At 61.6% G+C, this 15,999-nt stretch carries 11 protein-coding genes and 1 riboswitch; of the genes, 8 read left to right on the top strand and 3 right to left on the bottom strand.

Translation table 11 applies throughout. From position 1 onward, the window contains the following. Positions 1–4 precede the first annotated feature (4 nt). From P272_RS0104440 to ilvC, 3 genes are all read left to right on the top strand, one after another. On the top strand, positions 5–973 hold the full coding sequence (locus P272_RS0104440; RefSeq protein WP_029678348.1) for an FAD:protein FMN transferase: 969 nt from the start codon (positions 5–7) through the stop codon (positions 971–973). A 399-nt stretch (positions 974–1,372) separates the two neighbouring features. Further along, a complete protein-coding gene (locus tag P272_RS0104435) occupies positions 1,373–2,629 on the top strand; it encodes an MFS transporter (RefSeq protein WP_195760154.1) in 1,257 nt (418 codons plus the stop codon). 264 nt (positions 2,630–2,893) lie between these two features. Then, a complete protein-coding gene (ilvC, locus tag P272_RS0104430; RefSeq protein ID WP_015022635.1) occupies positions 2,894–3,943 on the top strand; it encodes a ketol-acid reductoisomerase in 1,050 nt (349 codons plus the stop codon). Between the two features lie 305 nt (positions 3,944–4,248). Here ilvC and P272_RS0104425 read toward each other — a convergent pair whose 3' ends face one another. After that, complete coding sequence (locus tag P272_RS0104425) at positions 4,249–5,754, bottom strand: amino acid permease (protein ID WP_029678346.1); 1,506 nt, start codon at positions 5,752–5,754, stop codon at positions 4,249–4,251. A 204-nt stretch (positions 5,755–5,958) separates the two neighbouring features. Then, on the bottom strand, positions 5,959–7,350 hold the full coding sequence (locus P272_RS0104420; RefSeq protein WP_441293857.1) for an amino acid permease: 1,392 nt from the start codon (positions 7,348–7,350) through the stop codon (positions 5,959–5,961). Positions 7,351–7,530: 180 nt separating this feature from the next. Continuing rightward, positions 7,531–7,709: riboswitch (Lysine riboswitch) on the bottom strand. A 172-nt stretch (positions 7,710–7,881) separates the two neighbouring features. On the opposite strand from P272_RS0104420, the gene P272_RS0104415 reads away from it, so the two are divergent. Continuing rightward, entirely contained in the window at positions 7,882–8,838 is a 957-nt protein-coding gene (locus P272_RS0104415) for a 3-hydroxyacyl-CoA dehydrogenase family protein (RefSeq protein WP_029678344.1), read from the top strand. 16 nt (positions 8,839–8,854) lie between these two features. Here P272_RS0104415 and P272_RS0104410 read toward each other — a convergent pair whose 3' ends face one another. After that, entirely contained in the window at positions 8,855–10,318 is a 1,464-nt protein-coding gene (locus tag P272_RS0104410) for an amino acid permease (RefSeq protein WP_029678343.1), read from the bottom strand. 305 nt (positions 10,319–10,623) lie between these two features. Here P272_RS0104410 and P272_RS0104400 point away from each other — a divergent pair, with 305 nt between their 5' ends. The 4 genes from P272_RS0104400 (at position 10,624) to P272_RS0104385 (ending at position 15,996) form a co-directional block, all read left to right on the top strand. Then, on the top strand, positions 10,624–12,114 hold the full coding sequence (locus tag P272_RS0104400) for an amino acid permease (RefSeq protein WP_029678342.1): 1,491 nt from the start codon (positions 10,624–10,626) through the stop codon (positions 12,112–12,114). 159 nt (positions 12,115–12,273) lie between these two features. Then, complete coding sequence (locus P272_RS0104395) at positions 12,274–14,088, top strand: FTR1 family iron permease (protein ID WP_029678341.1); 1,815 nt, start codon at positions 12,274–12,276, stop codon at positions 14,086–14,088. Then, positions 14,085–14,708 (top strand): iron transporter, encoded by a 624-nt coding sequence (locus P272_RS0104390; RefSeq protein ID WP_029678340.1) that lies wholly within the window; start codon positions 14,085–14,087, stop codon positions 14,706–14,708. Before P272_RS0104395 ends, P272_RS0104390 begins: the two co-directional genes overlap by 4 nt. 13 nt (positions 14,709–14,721) lie before the next feature. Beyond that, positions 14,722–15,996: a DUF2318 domain-containing protein gene (locus P272_RS0104385; RefSeq protein WP_029678339.1), complete on the top strand. Its 1,275-nt coding sequence runs from the start codon at positions 14,722–14,724 to the stop codon at positions 15,994–15,996. The last annotated feature ends 3 nt before the right edge of the window (positions 15,997–15,999 follow it).

Genomic DNA, 15,999 nt, shown 5'->3' with positions numbered 1-15,999 from the left:
CTCCATGGGTCTGCCCTGCCTGACCGCCTTCCCCGGGGCGGTGGGTACGGGAATCATTATCTCCACGAATCGGCCTTTGGGAGACTGGCTTCACGGCGCCATTGCCGATCTGATCGAGGATTACGAACGTGCTCTGTCGCGGTTCAGGCAGGATGCCATACCTGCGCAGATGGCCCAGGCTATTCATGGGGGCAGGTTCGTCTTTCCGGACTACTGTCAAGGGCTCTTTGACCTATATGACAGGCTGTACTCCGTCACCGACGGGGCCTTGGACCCCATGGTGGGCGAGGACCTGACCCGTCTGGGCTACGGCAGGCAGCCCACCTTCCGGCTGCAGGCCGATGCTGCCGGTCATCTGGGGCGGATCCATGGGCGACCGACCTGGGGCGATGACCTCAGGCGTCAGGGTGCTGTCCTTGTGACTACCGGTCCGGTCAGCCTTGATTTCGGGGCGGTCGGCAAGGGCTATCTGGTAGACCTCATTGCCGATTTGCTCGAACCTCGGGTGGAAGAGTATCTGATCGATGCCGGTGGCGACATGCGTATGCGGACCTCTCCTCCGATCTCCATCGCCATGGAGGATCCCGGTGATCTGTCTGCAGGTGTGGGCCAGGTTGAGCTGTCCCATGGATCCTTGTGCGCCTCGGCACCCAGCCGTCGCCATTGGACCGACCGCTCCGAGGATGCCGCAGCAGCGGGGTTGACGGCACTTCACCACATCCTGGATGCCATCGACGGTCGTCCGGTCGACCGCGTGCTGGCCTCCTGGGTAGTGATTGACGAGAGGAACAATGAACACCCCACGGGCCTGGCTGACGGTCTGGCCACCGCACTCTTCCTGGTGCCGCCGGATGTGCTGGCCGCCGGATTCTCCTTCTCCTGCGCCCTCATGTATGCCGACCGTCAGGCCGTGATTTCCAACGAATTTCCGGGCCGGTTCTTCACCGACCCCAACATCTATCCGTCCACATAGTGGACCTGTCTCGTTGAACAAGCCGGTGCCAGGCCTATGGTCAGCACCAATACAGATGCGCGGAAAACGCATCCGATTCGAGAATGATGAAGGGAGGTTCGCCGTGATGACCAGCTTGACAGACACCCGCCGATTCGGCACCGTGTCCGCACGAATTATTAGCCCGTCCTCACCGGCGGACTGACTCGACAATCTTCATTGTTCGACCCCGTCGGAAGGCGGGGCTGGACGCATAGGCTTCATCGCATCAGACCCTGCCAACAGCGGGGTTTTTCTATAAGGAGATGAGATGAAGTGACGGCAAACGACGTCAGTGTTGCTTCCCCGGCCTCGACAGCCACCGCGTCCGGCAGCACCCGTGTGACCCGCAGCTCGGTTCGCACGGTCATCGGGGCCTCCATGGTCGGCACGGCCATCGAGTTCTACGATTTCTACGCTTACGGGACGGCTTCGGCCAACTATTTCCCCAAGCTGTTCTTCCCTAAGACCGATCCGACCGTGGCCCTCCTGGCCTCCCTGCTGACCTTCGCCATCGCTTTCATCGCGCGGCCCTTGGGATCCTTGATCTTCGGACACTTCGGGGACCGTCAGGGGCGCAAGACCACGTTGGTGGTCTCCCTGCTGACCATGGGCTGCTCCACGGTTCTGATCGGCGTCCTGCCCACTTATGCCACCTGGGGGCTCTGGGCCGTAGTGGTCCTCTGCCTGTGCCGGTTCGTGCAAGGTATCGGCCTGGGTGGCGAGTGGTCCGGCGCGGCCCTGGTGGCCACCGAGAACGCCCCGGAAGGCAAGAGGGCCCTTTACGGCTCCTTCCCTGAGCTGGGTGCCCCAATCGGCTTCTTCCTGGCCAACGGGACCTACTTCCTGCTGGAGATGTTCTGCACACCCGAGCAGATGCTGAGCTGGGGCTGGCGTGTGCCCTTCCTGCTCTCCGCCATCCTGGTGGTCGTGGGGCTGGCTGTGCGCGTCTCCATGCAGGAGACCCCCATTTTCCAGATGGCCCTGGATCAGCAGAAGGTCGTCAAGACCCCGCTTCTGGAGGTCTTCCGCAAGAGCTGGCGCCAGGTGCTCCAGGCCACTTTCCTGGTCGCGGTCACCTACACCCTCTTCTACACCTTGGCCACCTGGTCGCTGGCTTACGGCACCAAGCCCAAGTCCCAGGGCGGCGGTGGACTGGGCTTCACCAACCAGGAGTACCTGCTCATGCTTATGGTCTCCATCCTGGTCTTCGCCCTCTTCATCGTGCTGGCCTGCGTCTATGCGGACCGCATCGGCCGTCGCCGGGTGCTGATCGGCAGCTCCGTCATGCTGGTGGTCTTCAGCCTGGTCTTCCCCTACCTGCTCATGGCCCATCACAACACCTTCCAGGTCATGGTCTTCCTCTGCGTCGGGTTCGCCCTGATGGGCATCGCCTTCGGGCCTATCGGCGCCTTCCTGCCAGAGCTCTTTGACGCCAACGTGCGCTACTCGGGTTCCGGCATCGGCTACAACTTGGCGGCCATCGTGGGCGCGGCCTTCGTGCCTACCATCGCCACCTGGCTCTCCTCCCACTGGGGAGTGCGTTCGGTCGGGCTCTACCTGGCCGTTATGGCGGTCTGCTGCCTGGTGGCAGTGCTGACCTGCCACGAAACCAAGGATGTGGACTTCACCAAGTAAGCCCTGGAGGCATCCCGCTGGCCGGTTCTTTGAATCGTGCCGGTGTCCGAACAACGAATTGCGGACAGTCCATCTGGCCATATCACGAGTATGGTTGGAGGCATACCGTATCCACAGGGTACGGATCGGGGTCAAGGACAAAATCCGTCGCCCCGGTCGAAAGAGCATCGTCCGCCTGGAACAACGACAGGAATTCACAGTATTTAGCGTTCCCCGGCCTGGAAGAGCCGGTCCGGTTGGACCGCACATAAAGGAGTGTAGATAATGGCAGCACAGATCTGGTATGAGAAGGATGGGGACCTTTCGGTTCTGGATGGCAAGAAGGTGGCCATCATCGGCTACGGTTCCCAGGGACATGCTCATGCGCTGAACCTGCGTGATTCCGGTGTGGACGTTGTGGTCGGCCTGCGTGCCAACTCCAAGTCGGTGCCCTTCGCCAAGGAGCAGGGCCTGGAGGTCAAGACCGTGCCCGAGGCCACCAAAGAGGCTGACATCGTCATGATTCTGGCCCCCGACCAGTACCAGCGCAACATCTGGCGGGATGACATCGAGCCCAACATCAAGGAGGGTGCGGCAGTCGCCTTCGCCCACGGGTTCAACATCCATTACGGCTACATCAAGCCCAGCGCCGACCATCCGGTCTTCATGGTGGCCCCCAAGGGCCCGGGCCATATTGTCCGTCGTGAGTACGTCGCTGGCCGTGGTGTGCCCGTGGTTGTGGCCGTGGAGCAGGATCCCCGCGGCGACGCCTGGGACATCACTCTGGCCTACGCCAAGGCTCTGGGCGCCCTGCGCGCCGGCGCCATCAAGACCACCTTCAAGGAAGAGACCGAGACTGACCTCTTCGGCGAGCAGGATGTGCTCATGGGCGGCGTCAACCACCTGGTCGAGGCTGGCTTCGAAGTGCTGACCGAGGCTGGCTACCAGCCCGAAATCGCCTACTTCGAGGTCTGCCACGAGCTCAAGATGCTGGTCGACCTGATGAACGAGGGCGGCCTGAACAAGGCTCGCTGGTCCTGCTCCGACACCGCTCAGTACGGTGATTTCACCTCCACCGTGGTGGACGAGTCCACCAAGGACAGGATGCGTCACCAGCTGCAGCGCATTCAGGACGGCTCCTTCGCCAAGGAGTTCATTGACGATCAGGATGCCGGCGCCCCCAAGTTCAAGGAGCTCCAGGAGAAGTACTCCCACGAGAAGATCGAGGAGGTCGGCCCCAAGCTGCGCGCCATGTTCTCTTGGAACAAGGACGTCAAGGATGCTGACGAGGCCCAGTCCTTCACCGGCAAGATCGCTCGTTCCCAGGTGCAGTGACATCTAGGTTCTGTCGGGAGGACCCTGCCTAGTCCGACTGACCATTCAGCAAATGGCCGTCCCCTTATCCGGATGCAAAGCCGATGAGGGAACGGCCATTTTGTTATCGTGACCGGACACTCATGTTTCAGTTGCGCGCTCAGATTGTTCGCTGACCGGATCGGTCATATGGATGTGCGTAATATTCACTGCTGGAGGATATACGGCGGTGCCCCGCGAATGGAACGACCATCTGCGGGGCACCATTGGTTATATAAGGACGTTGAACTACTTACAAGGTGCCGTGCCCTCTGAACCCTGCTGCCTCAGTGGGCGGATTCGGCGCCGGACACGTCCATATCCTTGAGGCGCACGATCTTGGTGTGGTTGACGAACTTGAAGCCCAGATAGAGGACCAGGACCAGGACCACGCTGAAGTAGGTCATGGCCATGTGCGACCAGTTCAGGCTGAGCAGGGAGGGGATGTCCTGTCCGGCAATGACGATGACGCAGAGCACCATGGCCAGGACCGGGCCGAACGGATAGAGCTTGGAGTGGTACTTGAGCTCGCTCAGGTCGTGCCCCTGGAGCTTGAAGGCCCTCCGGAAGCGGAAGTGGCCCAGGGCGATGCCGATCCAGGCGATGAACCCGGTCAGTCCTGTGGCGGTCACCAGCCACATGTAGAAGGACTGGCCGAAGATGCTGGAGGCGAAGGTGGCCAGGGACATGCAGACCGTGGCCACCAGGGCCGCCAGGGGGATGCCCCTCTTGGTGGTCTTGGCGAAGATGGCCGGGGCATAGTGGTCCTTGGCCAATCCGTAGAGCATGCGGCTGGAGGCGTAGGCCCCGGTGTTGACGGCCGAGAGGATGGATGTCAGCACCACTGCGTTCATGACGCTGGCTGCCGAGGCCAGGCCGGCCCGCTGGAAGACCAGGGTGAAGGGCGACATGGCGATGTTCCCGTCAGAGGCTCCCAGGAGGTTGGGGCTGGTGTAGGGGATCAGGGCGGCGATGACGAAGATGGAGAGCACATAGAAGAGCAGGATCCGCCAGAAGACGTCGTTGATGGCCTTGGGGACCGCCTTGCCGGGGTTCTCGGACTCGCCGGCGGTCACGCCCACCACTTCGGTGCCTTGGAAGGAGTAGCCGGCGATCAGAAAGACGCTCATGATGGCCGGGAACCCTCCCACGAAGGGGGCGTCCTTGTAGGTGAAGTTCTTCAGGCCGACCGCCGGTTGGAACATGATTCCGCAGATCATGGCCATGCCGATAACCAGGAAGACGATGATGGTGGCCACCTTGATCAGGGAGAGCCAGAATTCCGTCTCGCCGAATGCGGAGACCGTCAGGGCGTTGATCAGGAAGACGATGACCAGGACCAGCAGGCTCCAGATCCATCCTGGGGTGTGGGGCAGCCAGTACTGGATCAGCAGAGCGGCGGTGGAGATGTCCACGGCACCCGAGATGGTCCAGTTCAGCCAGTAGTCCCAGCCCATGGCGAAGCCCAGGGCCGGATCCACATAGCGGGCGCTGTAGGCGGCGAAGGATCCCGACACCGGCAGGTGGGTGGCCAGCTCGCCCAGGCTGGTCATTAGGAAGTAGACCATGACGCCCATGGCTATGTAGGCCAGGAGTCCGCCGCCGGGGCCGGCTGTGGAGATGGTGGAGCCGGAGGTCATGAACAGGCCGGTGCCGATGCAGCCGCCCAGGGCGATCATGGAGATGTGGCGGGTCTTGAGGTTACGCTTGACGCTGCCGTAGCCATGGTGCTCTTGCCCGGCCCGGTCGGATTGATTGGTGTTCGACGCTGCATTGTTGGTGTTCTGCGTCATGATCCTCCTCCTTTTGGCTGGGCGACGCACCGGGGAGTCCGGGGTCGTACTGAAATTGCGATTCCTGATATGCCGGCTGGATGCCGGAATAGGTCCATATGGCCGGGTCCTTGAGCCGGTCCTCGAACGCTTAGGGAGTCTATGCCATTGGTATGGCCTTTCGGCTCCCGTGGTCACAATGTGTCATGTTAGCTGGCAAATCTTTCATAGCGATTCCGGATCTCCGCTCAAATCCATCGTCTCCAGGGGCACGATCCGGGTATGGTAACGGATCTTGTAGCCCAGGTAGAGCGCAAGCACCAGGGGCACACTGATGTAGGTGACGCCAATCTCCTGCCAGTTCCAGTTGACGAAGGCTTCGAGGTTTTGCCCGCCGATGACGATGATGCATAGGATCAGAGCCAGAATAGGCCCCAAGGGGAAGAGCTTGGCGTGGTAGCGCAGCTCCTCAACCCGGTGGCCCTGGACCACCCAGGCGCGGCGGAAGCGATAGTGGCTGAGGGCGATGCCGATCCAGACGATGAATCCGGTCAGTCCCGAGGCGGCCACCAGCCACATGTAGATACGCTGGCCGAAGATGCTGGCGGCGAAGGTGGCCAGGGAGACCACCAGAGTGGCGACCAGCGAGGCCATGGGGATGCCGTGTCGGGTGGTGTGCCCGAAGAAGGCCGGGGCGTAATGGTCCTTGGCAAGGGCGTAGAGCATCCGGGTTGAGGCGTAGACCCCCGAGTTGGCGGACGATAGGACCGAGGTCAGGATGATGGCGTTCATGACGCTGGCTGCCGAGGCCAGGCCTACCCGCTGGAAGACCAGGGTGAAGGGCGACATGGCGATGTCTCCCTGGGCGGAGCTGAGCAGATTGGGGCTGGTGTAGGGGATCAGCGCGGCGATGACGAAGATGGACAGGATATAGAAGAGCAGGATCCGCCAGAAGACGTCGTTGATGGCCTTGGGAACGGCCCGGGCCGGGTCCTTGGATTCGCCGGCCGTGACTCCGATCAGCTCGGTGCCTTGAAAGGAGAAGCCTGCAATCAGAAAGACGTTGAGGATGGCGGGGAATCCTCCCACGAAGGGGGCGTCCTTGTAGGTGAAATTGCCCAGGCCCACGGCTGGGCGGAACATGATTCCACAGATCATGGCCAGACCGATGACCAGGAAGACGATCACCGTAACCACCTTGATCAGGGAGAGCCAGAACTCGGTCTCGCCAAAGGTCGACACGGTCAGGGCGTTGATCAGAAAGATAGTCACCAGGACCAGCAGGCTCCAGACCCAGCCGGGAGTGTGTGGCAGCCAGTACTGGATCAACAGGGCTGCGGTGGAGATGTCCACAGCCACGGTGATGGCCCAGTTCAGCCAGTAGTTCCAACCCATGGCGAAGCCCAGGGCCGGATCCACATAGCGGGCGTTGTAGGCGGCAAAGGAGCCGGAAGTGGGCAGGTGGGTGGCCAGCTCGCCCAGGCTGGTCATCAGGAAGTAGACCATGAGGCCCATGGCCGCGTAGGCCACCAGCGCGCCTCCCGGTCCGGCCTTGGCGATGGTGGAACCGGAGGTCATGAACAGGCCGGTGCCGATGCAGCCGCCCAGGGCGATCATGGTGACGTGGCGGGTCTTGAGGTTGCGTTGGACCCGGTCGGTGGATGCGGAGGGACTGGCCTTTCCGCCCTGCCTGGTCGCCATGACTGCTCTTCTCCTCGAACTGACCTGAGAGCCCTATGACGATGGTTCCGGCCGGTTCCGCTCAGGCGGAATTCAGACGTATTGCCTGTCCGTGACACTGCACATAGCGCTCCGCAACATGGGGTTGCGACAGTCCCGGACCTGTTCGACCCGGGCCCAACGGGACGGATGGGCGGATCCGCACCGTTTCGGCCGGACCTCCTTTCGCCGGGAATGGGCGACACCGCACTGTCTGTTCCCGGTTACTGATAGGTTCGGCGACCTCTTCAGTGGTTTTGCAATTACGGGCCAGCATAGAGGGATTCTCAGACAAGGTCCGAACGGCTTCCGTCGTCTCCAATGATCGATAGGAAAATCTTGCAATGTATGGCTCTACTGGAAGTCCCGGCTGCGCCGATTGACCGCGTAGGATGGGCGTGAATTCGTTAGGAAAGAAGGCAGTGACTGATGAAGGTCGACGACATCAAGGTAATCGGCAATATCGGGGCGGGCACCATGGGGCATGCCACGGCGCTCCAGTTCGCCATGCGCGGGTATCCGGTCCGGCTGGTGGACTCCAGTCGGCAGGCCCCGGACCGTGGGAGAGGACTGATTGAGCATGATCTGGATACCTTTATCGGTGCCGGGCTGATTCCCCGGGATCAGAGGGAGAGCGTGCTGGATCGGATTCAGGAGGACACTGATTACGGCATTCTGGCTGATGCCGATTTTGTCATCGAATCCGTCTTGGAAGACATGGATGTCAAGCACCAGGTTTGGCAGCAGGTGGAGACCATAGTTGGCGAGCAGGCCATTCTGGCTACCAATACCTCGGGATTAGGGCCCACTGAGATCGCCTCGGTACTGCAACATCCCCAGCGATTCCTGGTAGCCCACTTCTGGAATCCCGCCCAGCTCATGCCCCTGGTCGAGGTGGTGCCTGCTGCGGACACTGATCAGGGAGTAGTGGATACCGCGGTCGAGCTCATGAACCGCATCGGCAAGCATGCTGTGGCGCTGTCCACGGAATCACTCGGATTCGTAGGCAACCGTATCCAGGCGGCTGTCATTCGGGAGTGCCTGAATATCGTGGAACGCGGCATCGCCACTCCGCAGGCCGTCGACGAGATTGTCACCTACAGCCTGGGTCGGCGGTGGAGCATCCTTGGACCCATTGCCAGCGCTGATCTGGGAGGATTGGATGTCTTCGACAATATCTCCAAGTACCTCTACGACGATTTGGACAACCGTCCCGGCGAGGACCCGATCTTGAAGGCCAAGGTTCAAGCAGGGCAGCTGGGTGCCAAGAGCGGCCAGGGGTTCTATTCCTGGCAGGGTGCCGAGAGCCAGGCCATGATCGCCGACCGCGACCGGCGACTGCTGGAAGCGCTGGTCGCGGACCGCAAAAAGGAGGAGGAACGCTGAACTCTCCCGTTTATATCTACTGCCGCGCTCGCCGCTGGGTCAGCTGGTAGGCCACCAGGAGGACGATCAGCCAGATGGGCCCGGCGATGACGGCCACCCGGTAGCTGGACGAGAAGCACATGAGCACCACGATCATGGCCAGGAAGGCCAGGACCGCCCAGGGGGTCACCCGGGCAAAGGGCAGCTTGAAGTGCAGGGCGTTCAGAGCGCTTTCGCCGGTCTTGCCCGCCAGGTCGCCGGGTCCCTCGCCGCGGGCAACAGCACGCCGGAAGAGCATCTCGGTCACCATGATCATGGACCAGTTGATGATTGCCGAGATTGTGGCGATGCTCATCAGGTAGTTGAAGGCGAACTGCGGCCAGAGGAAGACCACGACCACGGCCAGGGCGATGATGCAGGCCGAGGTCAGCACTCCTGCGTAGGGCACCCCTCCCTTGGAAAGCTTCCCCAGGTACTTGGGGGCATTGCCCTGCCGGGCCAGGGAGAAGAGCATGCGGGAGTTGGAGTAGAGGGCAGAATTGTAGACGCTCATGACCGCTGTCAGGCAGACGAAGTTGAGGATGCCTGCGGCTGCGTGGACTCCCACCGAGTCGAAGATCTGGACGAAGGGGCTGACGACCATGCCCTGGGCGTTGGGCTTGCCGATGGCATTCCAGGGGACCACGGCCATGATCACCCCAAGCGTCAGGATGTAGAAGACCAGGATTCTCCAGATGATGGCGTTGGTGGCCTTGGGGATGGTCCGACGGGGATCGGAGGCCTCTCCGGCGGTGATGCCGATGAGTTCCGTGCCGCCGAAGCTGAACATGACCACCGCCAGCGACATGAGCAGACCGGTCCACTGGCCATTGGCCCCGCGACGCATGAGTCCGTTGGGCAGGAATCCGCCGCCCACGGTGAACCAGTTGGCAAAGGAGGCCCGCAGTCCGTTGGCTGTGGGCAGTGCCATGACCACGACGGCCAGTCCGCCGATGATCATGGCGACGATGGCTGCGATCTTGATGATGGCGAACCAGAACTCGAACTCGCCGAACTTGCTGACTCCCATCAGATTGGCGGCCGTGATGACCACCAGGAAGAAGGCTGCGGAGACCCAGGCGGGGATTGCCGGGAACCAGAAGTTGACGAAGGTGCCCACCACGGACAGTTCGACCATGGATACCAGCACATAGTTCATCCAGTAGTTCCACCCTGAAACGAAACCTGCCCGCTTGGACCAGTAGCGGGTGGCGTAGTAGCTGAAGGCGCCGGACTTGGGGTCTTCCACGCTCATTTCGCTCATGGCCCTGACGATCATGAAGATGGCCAGACCGCCTATCAGATAGGCGATGATGATGGCCGGCCCAGCCAATGAGATGGATTCCCCGGACCCGTAGAAGAGTCCCGTTCCGATGGCGCCGCCCAGCGAGATGAGCTGGATGTGCCTGTTCTTCAGGGTTTTGCGCAGGTCCTTGCCCTGCGACTCCTTGGGTTGATCCATGGGGATGTCATTCCTTAGGTGGTGGTAGTTGCCAGCTGAATGTTGCCGGCTGACAGGGCCAACCCTATAGGAGCCGACCCGAGCAGAATGACCATCCCTTTGCATTGTGGAATAAAGGCGTCCGCCATATGAGACAGTCAATTCACCGAATGGTGACCGCCAGGCCCTACCATGGGCGTCGGTGCCTCCCGTCCGCTCCCGGTTATCGGCACCTCTGTGGTATTGCTGACCTACCGGCCTCGATGGGATGTCCCTTCCTGGACGGCGATGATTAATGGGTTGTGAAGACAAGGAGGTGCAGTCGCATGAACCGTACGGGCAATGGCCCTTTGGCACAGCAGAATCAAGGTGACAGCGCCTCGGCAGGCGACGGCATGGAACGCGGTCTGAGCAACCGGCATGTACAGTTCATCGCCATCGGCGGCACCATCGGCACCGGGCTCTTCCTGGGGTCGGGCAAGTCCATAGCCCTGACCGGGCCCTCCATCATCCTGGTCTACATCGGCGTCGGCGTGATCATGTACCTGCTCATGCGGGCCATTGGCGAGCTCATGTATCGCAGCCCCGTCCAGCACACCTTCATCGCCTTCATCAGCCGCTACCTGGGCCAGGGATGGGGGTCCTTCGCCGGCTGGTCCTACTGGATTGTGCTCATCCTGATCGGCATGTCCGAGCTGACTGCTGTGGGCACCTACTTCGTCACCTTCTTCGGCACTTTCGGCATTGATCTGAGCGCCTGGCGGGGTCTGATCGAGCTCTGCTTCCTGGCGGCCATGGTGTGCATCAACCTGATTGCCGTGCGGGTTTTCGGGGAGACCGAGTTTTGGTTCTCCATGATCAAGATCACCCTGATCCTGGCCATGATTGCCACGGCCGTGGTCATGGTCATCACGGGCTTCCACTATCCGGCCGTCCACATGCCGGGACAGGACCGGATCAGCCCGGCCGGTCATGCGGGTCTGGACAACATCACCACCGGCCTGAGTCTGGCGCCCAACGGGTGGATGGCCTTCTTCATGAGCTTCCAGATGGTCTTCTTCGCCTACGAGATGATCGAGTTTGTGGGGGTCACTGTCTCCGAGACCCAGAATCCCCGCAAGGTCCTGCCTAGGGCCATCAACCAGATCATCCTGAGGGTACTGATCTTCTACGTGGGCGCTCTGGTCGCCATCATGCTGATCGTGCCCTGGCGCTCCTTCCGCCCCAACGCCGACGGCAGCTTCACCTCGCCCTTCGTCATGGTCTTCCGTTACGCCGGGGTGGACTGGGCGGCCGCTCTGGTCTTCTTCGTGGTCATCACGGCAGCCAGTTCCTCGCTGAACTCCCTGATCTACTCCGCCGGCCGCAATCTCTTCCAGCTGGCCGCCGCCGGCCGCTCTCCAGTGATGCGCAGCCTGCATACGATTTCGCGCCGCGGCAAGGTGCCCGCCCGGGCCATCGTCCTGTCCGGGGTGTTGATCCTCTTATCTCCGGTGCTGCATCTGCTGCCTGGCTTCGAGGACACCTTCGTTCTGTTCACCTCCTGCTCCAGCGCAGTCATCATCTTCATCTACATCCTGACCCTGCTTGCTCACCGTCGCTACAGGACCAGCAAGGATTTCATGCCCGATGGATTCATCATGCCTGCCTACCGGGTGACCGGAACCGTTGCCATTGCCTTCTTCGTCCTGATCTACCTATCGCTCTTCCTGGCTCCCGACACCCGGTATCCGGCCATACTGGGATTGGTCTGGCTGCTGGTATTCGGGGGTATCTGCCTGTGGAAGCATAAGGGTGAACTGCTGTCGACCGACTGACCATCTGTGAGCGTCGGCGCATTATATGGCCTCAAAACGCTATAAACAAGTCTGTTTTTCCACTTGCGCTTGGGCTAGATTGATTTCCGGTAGTTGTCAAATCGGCCTTCGTTTCCCGCAGGTTCGATTACGAGGGACTGACGAAGGAGATCATCGCCCATGGTTGCACAGGTCGGCAGGACACGAGTGGCCAGGACCGCTGGCTCCCTGCTCTCATGCCTGCTCTTGGCCCTGATATTCCTGGTCCTGCAGACTCCGCAGTCGGCTATGGCGGCGAGCGGAGCCACGGATTATGACAGCTGGACCCAGGTGGCTGGTTCCGTATCCCATCAGCTGGATCGAGGGTGTGAGGACTATGCCAGGGGGGATCGCGCCGGGGCGGCATCGGAATTCATGGGAGCCTACAACGTGGGCTACGTGGGTTCCGGATTTGTCTCGGTCGTGGAGTCGACCCTGGGGCAGGACAGGCGCAACGCACTGGACGGGCAGTTCCAGGCCCTGCAGAATCAGGCCTACGCCCCGGATGCCGGGCAGACCCTGACCCAAGGCAGCGAAAAACTCAAGGCTGATCTGGCCGCTGCGGCCACCCAGCTGGATGCCACCCAAGGGCTGGCCAATCCCCGTGCCTACGCCAAGGCTCAGCAGGAGCAGATTAAGGCGGACCGTCAAAGGCTGGACGCGGCCAAGAAGCATCGGAACAAGGGCAAGGGCGACCGGACCTGGACCCAGGTGGCCCACGAGATGACGCCCATCCTGGATCAGGCACTCGCGCAAGCATCCAAGGGACAGGGCCAGGCGGGATCCGACCTGGTCAACAAGGCCTATTACCAGTATTACGAAAAGCTGGGCTTCGAGAAGAACGTCATGAACGCCATCAGCGGCAACAGGGTCTCCCAGGTCGAGTACCAGTTCAAGGAGACCCGGATGGCCATGGTGGCGGGCAAGCCGGCCAAGACCCTGGTGAACGACCTGAAGAGCATGCTGGTCGAGGACGCAGCAATTCTGGACGGAGGCGCCGCGGACCAGGTCAATGGGTGGACGTCCTTCCTGACCTCCGCCTTCGGCCAGGCCTTCGTAGTCCTGCTGAGGGAGGGACTGGAGGCCATCCTGGTGGTGGCGGCCATCATCGCCTACCTGGTCAAGTCCGGCCATAAAGACAAGGTCCGGCACATCTACTGGGGCATTGCAGCGGGTCTGGTGGCCAGCGGTCTGGTGGCCCTGCTCTTCACCCTGCTCTTCAACGGGAATGGTCCCCAGCAGGAGATCCTGGAGGGTGTGGTGGCCTTGGTGGCTATGCTCATGTTGCTCTACACCAGCAACTGGATGCTGTCCAAGTCCTCTGTGGAATCCTGGAACCACTACATCCGAAGCCGGACGGTGGCGGCCATCTCCAAGGGCAGTGTGATCTCCCTGGCCCTGCTCTCCTTCCTGGCGGTCTTCAGAGAGGGTGCTGAGACGGTCATGTTCTACCAGGCCATCTTTGCCATGGCCCCTGGTGGCTCACGGGAGATCTGGGCCGGTTTTGCGGCTGCCGCCGTGGTCCTGGTCATTGTTTTTGTGCTCATCCGCTTCACCTCGGTCAAGATTCCCATCCGGCCCTTCTTCATCATCACTAGCCTGCTCATGGCGGTCATGGTGGTCATCTTCGCCGGAGGTGGCGTCCATGCCCTGATCGAGGGCGACCTGGTGCCGGCCACCTATCTGCCCGGTGTGCCCACCAGCGACTGGATCGGGCTGTATCCCTACACGCAGACCATCGGCGCCCAGATTCTGGCGGCTCTGGTCGTGGTCGTGCTGGCAATTGTGTCGACCCGCCGCCTGCACAAGCAGGAGCGATCGCGGTCGAATCAGGACTCCGGCGGGTCCCCGTCGGCAGCCGTCCATCAGGCGGAAGCCGATCAGGTCGCCGAAGGGGCTGTGCCCTCCCAGGTCACGGCATCCATGCAAACACCAAAGAGCGAAGGACAATCATGAAGAAGAGACAATTGACCGCCTTGGTCGCGCTGGTGCTCTCGGGCACTTTGGCCCTGGCGGGGTGCGGCTCCAGCGGGTCAGGCACCCGTGAGGCCCCAGCGCCTGAGGCTTCCGGTGCCTCCCAATCCTCGGCAGGTAAGGGAGCCGGGTTTGAAGAGATCCCCATCCCGCCCGACGATCAGCAGAAGGGTCCCTTGAACATCGGCACGGTCTTCTTCCAGCCCATTGATATGGAGCCCGCATCCATGGGGCTGAAGGCAGCGGATGCCAGCCTGCACCTGGAGGCCGATATCCACGCCCTGCCCAACAACAACCTGGGCTATGCCAAGGGTGAGTTCGTTCCGGATCTGACCGTCAACTACACCATCCAGAACAAGGATGATCCCAACGACAAGCAGTCCGGCACCTTCATGCAGATGAACGCCTCGGATGGCCCGCATTACGGAGCCAACATCAAGATGGAGAAGGCCGGCTCCTACAAGCTGACCTATTCCATCGACTCTCCTGAGAAGAAGGGCTGGATGTTGCACGTCGACCCGGAGACCGGCGTGAAGGGACACTTCTGGACCGAGCCCATCGTGGTCAGCTGGGACTGGGACTACACGCCCCACCAGTGGTAAGCTGCTATGCACCATGCTTGAGCAATTTGTCACGGTCTTGCCGGGGACGTTGGCCCCGGCCCTCCTGGTCATGGTTTTCAGTGTGCTTTTGGGGGTTGGCGAGGGTCGCGATCGGCCCCGTTCTTCTTCCTGGCGGCTGATTGGCCTGGGGGTCGGCGTGCTGGGGGCGCTGGTCTTTGCCCTCCTGCGCGCCACCGTGATCATCAACCGCCGGACCATGGTCAACTACCCGACCCTGGTAGCCTGCGTTCTGACCGATCTGGCGGCCATCGTGGTGGTGCTGGCCGCCGACCGGCTGGTTTCGGACTGGCATCGCCGCCCCTGGGCCATGGATCTGGCCAACGGTTTGGCGGCCCTGGCCATAGCCCTGACCACCTTCCGTGCCCTGCCCGATGTCATCCTGCAGCTTACGGCCTTTGTGGAGCCGGGGGAGCCGGTGATGACCTCGGCCATGCTTCTGAGGGCCCTGGGCTTCCTGCTTGGTCTGGCTGCCGCTGTGATAGTGGCTGCCATTCTGAGGACCATGCATACCTCCTGCCCCCGGATAGCCTTCCGTCTGGCCGCCCTGCTCATGGTGGTCCTGCTGCTGATTCGGCACGGCGTAGCCCTGGTGGCCCTGATGCAGACCACCGGCCTGGTTCTTCTGCACGGCTGGGCCTTCCGGGTCATGGCCCTGGGATACAACGCCGATCTGACCCTGGTCCTTGCCCAGGTGCTGGTCTTCATCATCCCAGTCTTGGCCTGCTTGGTTGCAGGCTGGCGCATGCCGGTGACCGGAGCCTCCACAGCCGATGACCGTAGCCACCGGGCCTTCCGCAGAAGGGCCCTGGCATCGGCTGTCTGGAGCCTGGTTGCCATGATCGGCGTCACCCTGGCCCTGACAGTGGGAACGGCCCAGGCCCACAAGGTCCCCGTGCTCTCGCCTCCGGAGCGGTATTCCTTGACCTCCGATACGGCTACCATTCGTTTCTCCCAGGTGGAGGATGGCCATCTGCATCGATTCAGCTATCGGGCCAAGGACGGCACCGAGATGCGCTTTATCATCATCCGCAAGAATGGCGCGGCCTACGGAGTCGGGCTGGATGCCTGCGAGAACTGCGGGGATGCGGGCTATTACGAAAAGGACGGCAAGATCATCTGCAAGAAGTGCGACGTAGCCATTAACTTGGCCACCATCGGGTTCAAGGGCGGCTGCAATCCCGTCCCTCTGCCATACAAGACCGGCCGAGGCGCCATACTGATCAGTACTGCCGACCTGGACGCTCTGTCATCGCACTTCAAGAGCTGAAAA

The sequence above is a fragment of the Bifidobacterium sp. 7101 genome (genome assembly GCF_000499285.1).
GTDB classification, from domain to species: Bacteria; Actinomycetota; Actinomycetes; order Actinomycetales; family Bifidobacteriaceae; genus Bombiscardovia; species Bombiscardovia apis_A.
This window is presented reverse-complemented; position numbering and strand designations above follow the sequence as displayed.